The organism is Thermohalobaculum sediminis (assembly GCF_023487995.1).
Taxonomy (GTDB): Bacteria; Pseudomonadota; Alphaproteobacteria; order Rhodobacterales; family Rhodobacteraceae; genus Thermohalobaculum; species Thermohalobaculum sediminis.
This window is the reverse complement of sequence record NZ_JAMFKN010000023.1, coordinates 1-6,183: the sequence shown is the minus strand read 5'-3', so window position 1 is coordinate 6,183 and position 6,183 is coordinate 1. Positions and strand designations below refer to the sequence as shown.

Below are 6,183 nucleotides of genomic sequence, written 5' to 3'. Positions count from 1 at the left end.
AATGGGTTCGGCTTGGTCATCCTGAGAGGGTAGGGAGGTTGCCACCCCGCCTCAAGCCGGGTTTCTCTGACAGGACCAGCAGGATCATCATTATGAAAACGAAACCCCATAGAGCGTGCTGTCTGGCTATCGGGCTTGCACTGACAGCACTGCCAGCCTCGGCACAGCAAGACGCTGGGACGATCGTCGGAGCAGGCGTTGGTCTCGTCCTTGGGCTCGCAATCGCGATCGTAATCGGCGCCGTGGTTGGTTGGCTTGCTGACCTCATTGTCGGCGGCAGCGGTACAGGCTTCTGGGGGGATGTGGCTTTCGGCATTGGAGGCTCGATCCTCGCCAGCCACGCTTTGCCCCTGCTCGGCATCTCGATTGGCGGCGCTGTCGGCAGCCTCGTGGCCGCACTCATGGGCGCAGTCCTGCTGATCCTGATCGTTCGGCAAGTCAGGAAGGCCAAAGGCTGACAACCTCTTCTTGAGCGATCGGAGGCGGACATTACAGCTTGCAGCGTCGACGCCTCAGATGGCGTGGCTCGGGCGGCTGTGAATACGGTCGCGCGACGATCCCTCAAAATTCACACCCGCCATTTGGCGCGTTGCAGGCAGGGCGCATCGCGTTCGCCATCAATTTAGCTGACGCTCAGAGGAGACACTCGTTTCGGTGCCCGCAGCTTCTGCTTTGGGCTCCAAGGAGCCGAAAAGCGCCCTCGTTGGGAATGACCGCATCTACCAGCAGCGGCCGTTGAGCCTGTGCTCCGTGGGCGACCGGGGTGCGAACTTAGCTGCCATACTCCCCCCTTGCCCTTATGCCTCACCTAATACTAGCTTTTGTGCAGACGGGGGGATGTCTGTTTCGGCGCTGGGGCTATTGGCGAACGGACCAGCGCGGCGCCATGCTTCGGGAGGAGCGTGTCATGACATCCAAGACCACGGGTTCCACACCACCGTACAATCTTACGCCGCAGCAGCGGGCCATGCCCAAGGTCAATAAGGTGACTGCGGATGATATAACAGCGTCGCTGAAGGCCGGATTTTCCGACTTTCTGGCTCGCCCCCTCATGAGCGGCTTCTTCGGCCTCTTCTATGCGGTTTTCGGAATCCTGTTCGTTTGGTGCCTGGTCTGGCTCGGCAAGGTCTGGATGATCATTCCCGCCGCTGTAGGGTTTCCGCTGGTTGCACCTTTTGCCGCCGCTGGGCTTTATGAAATGTCCCGCCGGTCGCAGAAGGGAGAGAGTTTCGGCTGCTCTGAAATCCTCACCGTCATGGCCAATCAACGTAAGCGCGAAATGGGCTGGATGGCGTTTGTCACCCTGTTCATTTTCTGGGTGTGGATGTACCAGGTTCGGCTTTGGCTGGCGATCATCCTGCAAGATGCATCCTTCTCGGATTTTGACGGGTTTTCGCATACCGTACTCTTCACACCGCAGGGCTGGACATTCCTTGCTGTCGGCACCTGCGTAGGCGCATTTCTTTCGGCTGTTCTGTTCACGGTGACCGTCGTCGCCATGCCCATGCTGCTCGACCGGGAAGACATCGATGTCGTTTCCGCCATGCTCGCGTCCATTCGCGTCGTCAGGGAAAACCCGGTGGTCATGCTCACCTGGGCGGCGATCATCTCGGTCACCATGCTGTTGTCGCTGGTTCCGGCGTTTCTGGGCCTGATCTTCACCCTTCCGATCCTTGGCCACACCACATGGCATCTCTACCAGCGGGCCGTGCCACCAGCCGCGGGGCGATCTATCCAGCCACCACCTTGAGCAGCTGCATGCTTTTTTCGTCCGCATCCTCTGTATGATTGGCTCGAGAAGCCTACCCGCCGCAAAGCTCGCGTTGCCCTCATTGGCCGAAGTTTTGCGAGGCTCGCTTTTAGGCTCGCTCGAGACCTTCGCTGCAAGCCGTTCGAAAGTCGGCTTCAGGCCGTGAGCGGCGTCGACGCTACGGCAGGACCGGGCGGACAGACGCCATTCGCCGCGCTCAGCACCAATGGCTGCTCAGCGGACGAAGCCGCCGTTTGCAGATGCGGCACGATCCGATCCACACGCGAATGCCCAAGGTTCTTCATTGCCTCGAAGCTGAGTTTGAGCTTTCGGACAAACTTCCGACGCGTAAGGAGTTCTCGAATCCCTGTTATGCGTTAACACTCATCATGAAAGAGTTCGCAGGGGCTTTCAGGGAAAAATCGATGTCCAGTGTTCCTCAGGTTATCTCCTTTCCAAGTGCCTTATGTAAGTTCCGTATTGTGTTCATCTCGTTTCTCGTTGCTGTGGTGGCTTCACTGGCGCCTGCTCAGGAGACGGCGCCGACGGTCGAAGAAGCCGCAGCTGCAAGCGTTGCAGATGCGATCGCAGAAGCGGCTGTCGATGAAAACGCGCGAAATGCCGAGACGGGCGTGACATCCGAAGTACTCGATCCCGACATTGATCCCACTGAGCTTGAACACCGTCTCGTCCCTATGACCAAGGAGGAACTCGCGGCCCTGACCGCCGAATGGCTCAAGATCGTGAAGACAAAGACCGAGGAGGTCATGGCCGCGCAGATCGCGATCGACAAGACGGAGGGAACGGTCGAAGACGCGGCGCGTGCCCGCCTCACGGAACTCGTGCATTCGCGCAAGGCTCTGTTCGACAAGTACTCGAAGGTCATTGCCGCATGGGAAAAGAAGGGGGGCGACCCTGAGGAGATCGCCGACTACCGTGCCTATCGGAGCGCCATCATCATCGAGGAAACGCGAACCGCAGATTACCAGACCCTGCTTGCGCAAGCGCTGTCGTGGCTCACCAACCGTGACGGCGGTATTCAGCTCGGCATAGACGTGACGGTGATCATCGCCTCTCTTCTGGGCCTACTCTTCTTCGGCCGCGTCGTCCGCCGTTTCGCGCGCCGTTGGATCGGGCATGTACCGAACCTTTCGAAGCTGCTGCAAGCCTTCCTCGTGACCGTGGTCTACTGGATCGTCCTCGCAATCGGCTTGATGGTCGTGCTCTCTGCGCTCGGAATCGACATATCGCCGGTCTTCGCACTGATCGGTGGCGCCTCCTTCATCCTCGCCTTCGCATTTCAGGACACGCTGGGAAACCTGGCAAGCGGGCTCATGATCATGGTCAACCGTCCCTTCGACGAGGGAGATTACGTGGATGTGGGCGGCGTCGCCGGTACGGTGAGAGCGGTCAGCATCGTGGCCACCACGGTCGTCACACCCGACAACCAGATCATCGTGATCCCAAACAAGAACGTCTGGGGCAACGTAATTACCAACGTCACCGCGAGCGACACGCGGCGAGTCGATCTAGTGTTCGGCATTTCGTACGAGGACTCCATCCCCGAGGCCCAGCGCGTCATCGAGAACACGGTGAAGGCTCACCCGCTCGTGATGGACGACCCCGCGCCGGTCGTGCGGGTGCACGAGCTCGCAGAAAGCTCTGTCAACTTCATCTGCCGCCCATGGGCGAAGACCAGCGACTATTGGAGCGTCTACTGGGATCTCACGCAGCAGGTAAAACAGGCTTTCGACGCCGCAGGGATTTCGATCCCATATCCGCAGCGAGACATACACCTGAGGTCGACCACAGTCGGTGATGGTCAGGGAGAGACCCGCCAAGCGCTCCGGGAGATCTGAAACCAGACCACTGAGGCTACAGCACCGGGCACGCTGCGCAGGGCGTGGCCCCAGTTCGAATATATGCCTTGAGGACTGAAATTGATGAAAGGACGCGGCGCTCCGCCGTGAGGTTTTAAGAGCCAATGCCCTGTTTCAGTGGGCGTCGGTAGGTCCTTTCCCGATCCGCATCAAAACGTGGCGGAGGGTAGGAAAGTGGTCAAGTTGGACAGTAGACACAACGCACCCGCAGCGAATGGCTGCTCTTTAGAATGCGCCGCAGCATCAGTCTTGAACCCCGCAACCGTTCGCCGTTTTGCGTGCGCGTACAGCGGATATGCGGCGCGTCCGGTATGGGCTCGATTGAGACCTTCGCCGCATTGAACACGAACGGCAGGTTCGGCCGACGCCGACACATCGAGGGCATCATCGCTTTAGCGCCGCAATTGAAGTCAGCGCTTAGTGCCGAAGCATTCGGGAACGGGCCTGCAGCGACGAAGCATGGAAAATCCGTGTTAGCGTTGACATTCGGAAGCCACCGCAGGTCCCGCCAGCCGATCTTCCTAGGATTTGACCGCCCCCTGGTCAGGACGTCAGAGCGAGACCAGTCAATCCTGACCGGCATTCCAGAACAGGGCCTTAACCCGCCTCTGGCCTTCAAAGTAGAGGATACCGCCAATGCCCGGCCCCGACCCCCACGGCATAGAGGTTCAAGTCCATGAGGACGGTTCCGTTCATGTCCTCTGCGAGGTCTGGGCAGACGGGAACCGCAAGAACCGCATCAAGCGGATGCAGAGGATCGCGCAGAGGCTTTATTGGGGAGCTTGGCGCTGCCGGCACTGTGGTGAAGAGATTCCAGTATTTCGGCGCGCGGATGCCCGGTTCTGTCGTGAGAGATGCCGGAAATCGGCCGCGAGAGAGCGACGCCAGCCGCGGGAACAAAGCAAAAACAAAAGTCAAGACTGGTAAGCCCGGGAGCCACATGCTTTGATCCCTAAGATCAAAATGAAGGGGCAGGCAGATGCCTCTTAAGGTTGGGGTCCCGATGCAGAACACATCGCACGCCGTGATGGCGCAACGCGCAGAACCTCGCGATAGCCTGGATGATTTCCCTACTCCTCCATGGGCGACGCGAGCGCTGATCGAGCATGTGATCGAGCAAGACTCAGGAGCGGGTGAGCTCTCGGTTCTTGAGCCCGCATGTGGCCGAGGGCACATGGCCCAAGTGCTTTCCGAGTACTTTAAAGAGGTTTCAGCTTCCGACGTCCATGCCTACGGCTATGGGGCAGTATCCAACTTCCTCACCAGCGTTCATGAGGCAAGCGCTTTCGACTGGGTAATCACGAACCCACCTTTCCGGCTCGCGGAAGACTTCGTTTTGCGGGCGCTCCCGATCGCGCGGCGAGGCGTCGCTATGCTGGTCCGGACGGTCTTCATTGAGAGTGTTGGCCGCTACGAGAGGGTGTTTACCCGGTTTCCGCCGGCAAGGGTCGCGCAGTTCACTGAGCGAGTGCCGATGATAAAGGGGCGTGTTGACAGGAAGGCAAGCACGGCAACGGGCTACGCATGGGTCATCTGGGAGAAAGCTTGTACGGCGCCAACAGCGTTGACTTGGGTGCCGCCATGCCGAAAGTCTTTGGAGAGGGCGGGTGATTATGAAGCGCATTTTTTAATGCGTGATCGAAGCGATCATCCGAGACAGCAGGAGCTTTTTGCATAGCGGGGCCAGCTTTGATGGATGAGCTTGTTGAGAAATTAAAGCCAACCGTCGAAGCCACGATTGCCGGCTTAAACGGAAAGAGATTCAAGGCCGACCCGATCGCCGGTGCGCACTTCTCTCGGATCGTTAGTGTGATGAGTTCCGCCTACAAGCGGCATGGGTTCATTCTTGAGCGAGCAATCCTAGAGCGGCTCAAAATGAACCCGGACTTCGAGGTCTGGGAGGACAAGCAATTTCAGGTTCCTTCTACTGCTGACCATATTGTTGACAGCGCAATCGGCGAGCCAGCGCATATCTTCGGGAGCGAGACAACCTATCGGCCTGGCAGCAGGACCCTGCAGGTTGACGCCATCGTTTACAACAAATTGACTGGAAAGCTGACCGGCTACGAGGTGAAACGAGGGGCTGGATTGCACGACTCTGGCAAACGAAGGTCCATCCTCCGTGACCTCCTTTGCCTTCAGGTTCTCCTAAGATCCTATGGGGCGCAGCGGGGACTTGAGGTCTCCGACGCTAACGCTCACATCATTTTTTATTATGGAGAATGCTCGATCAAAAAACCATTCAGCCTTGTGCGCGAGGAGCTTGACGAGCATTTCGGGTTTCCCGTGCAGGAGGCAATTGAGGCCGTGAACGAGCATTTCCGGTCGAGGCTCTTCAGCATTCTCACGTCCTGAGGCAGATGGATTCGCCCGCACTGATCTCATGCTTTAACGAAGCGATGGGGGAAATCGTGGGGGAAATAAATTGCCGTTATTCATTCAAACCCTTGGCAAACAATAGAATTTTATGGATTTATGGCGGTGGTGTCAGACCAATGCGAACCAGTCTCAGATTGGCTGTCAACGTCGGCCTTCAGGCTGCGCCGAGCTGAC

At 58.3% G+C, this 6,183-nt stretch carries 5 protein-coding genes; all 5 read left to right on the top strand.

All coding sequences use genetic code 11. The features are described 5' to 3' along the window. Positions 1 to 458 (top strand): GlsB/YeaQ/YmgE family stress response membrane protein (locus M1105_RS20190; protein ID WP_249582180.1); only part of this gene is annotated, 458 nt, incomplete at its 5' end. Between the two features lie 449 nt (positions 459 to 907). Next, on the top strand, positions 908 to 1,750 hold the full coding sequence (locus M1105_RS20185; protein WP_249582179.1) for a DUF2189 domain-containing protein: 843 nt from the start codon (positions 908 to 910) through the stop codon (positions 1,748 to 1,750). 287 nt (positions 1,751 to 2,037) lie between these two features. Continuing rightward, positions 2,038 to 3,609: a mechanosensitive ion channel family protein gene (locus tag M1105_RS20180; RefSeq protein ID WP_249582178.1), complete on the top strand. Its 1,572-nt coding sequence runs from the start codon at positions 2,038 to 2,040 to the stop codon at positions 3,607 to 3,609. A gap of 1,024 nt (positions 3,610 to 4,633) precedes the next feature. Further along, positions 4,634 to 5,308, top strand: a complete 675-nt coding sequence (locus M1105_RS20175) for a class I SAM-dependent methyltransferase (RefSeq protein WP_249582177.1) — start codon at positions 4,634 to 4,636, stop codon at positions 5,306 to 5,308. Between the two features lie 14 nt (positions 5,309 to 5,322). After that, positions 5,323 to 5,985 carry a hypothetical protein gene (locus M1105_RS20170; RefSeq protein WP_249582176.1) on the top strand — a complete coding sequence of 221 codons (663 nt, stop codon included), beginning with the start codon at positions 5,323 to 5,325 and terminating at the stop codon, positions 5,983 to 5,985. Positions 5,986 to 6,183: the final 198 nt, after the last annotated feature.

Coding starts and splice junctions, on each gene's coding strand:
- M1105_RS20185 (WP_249582179.1), top strand. CDS start 908: ATGACATCCAAGACCACGGGTTCCACACCACCGTACAATCTTACGCCG.
- M1105_RS20180 (WP_249582178.1), top strand. CDS start 2,038: ATGCCCAAGGTTCTTCATTGCCTCGAAGCTGAGTTTGAGCTTTCGGAC.
- M1105_RS20175 (WP_249582177.1), top strand. CDS start 4,634: ATGCAGAACACATCGCACGCCGTGATGGCGCAACGCGCAGAACCTCGC.
- M1105_RS20170 (WP_249582176.1), top strand. CDS start 5,323: ATGGATGAGCTTGTTGAGAAATTAAAGCCAACCGTCGAAGCCACGATT.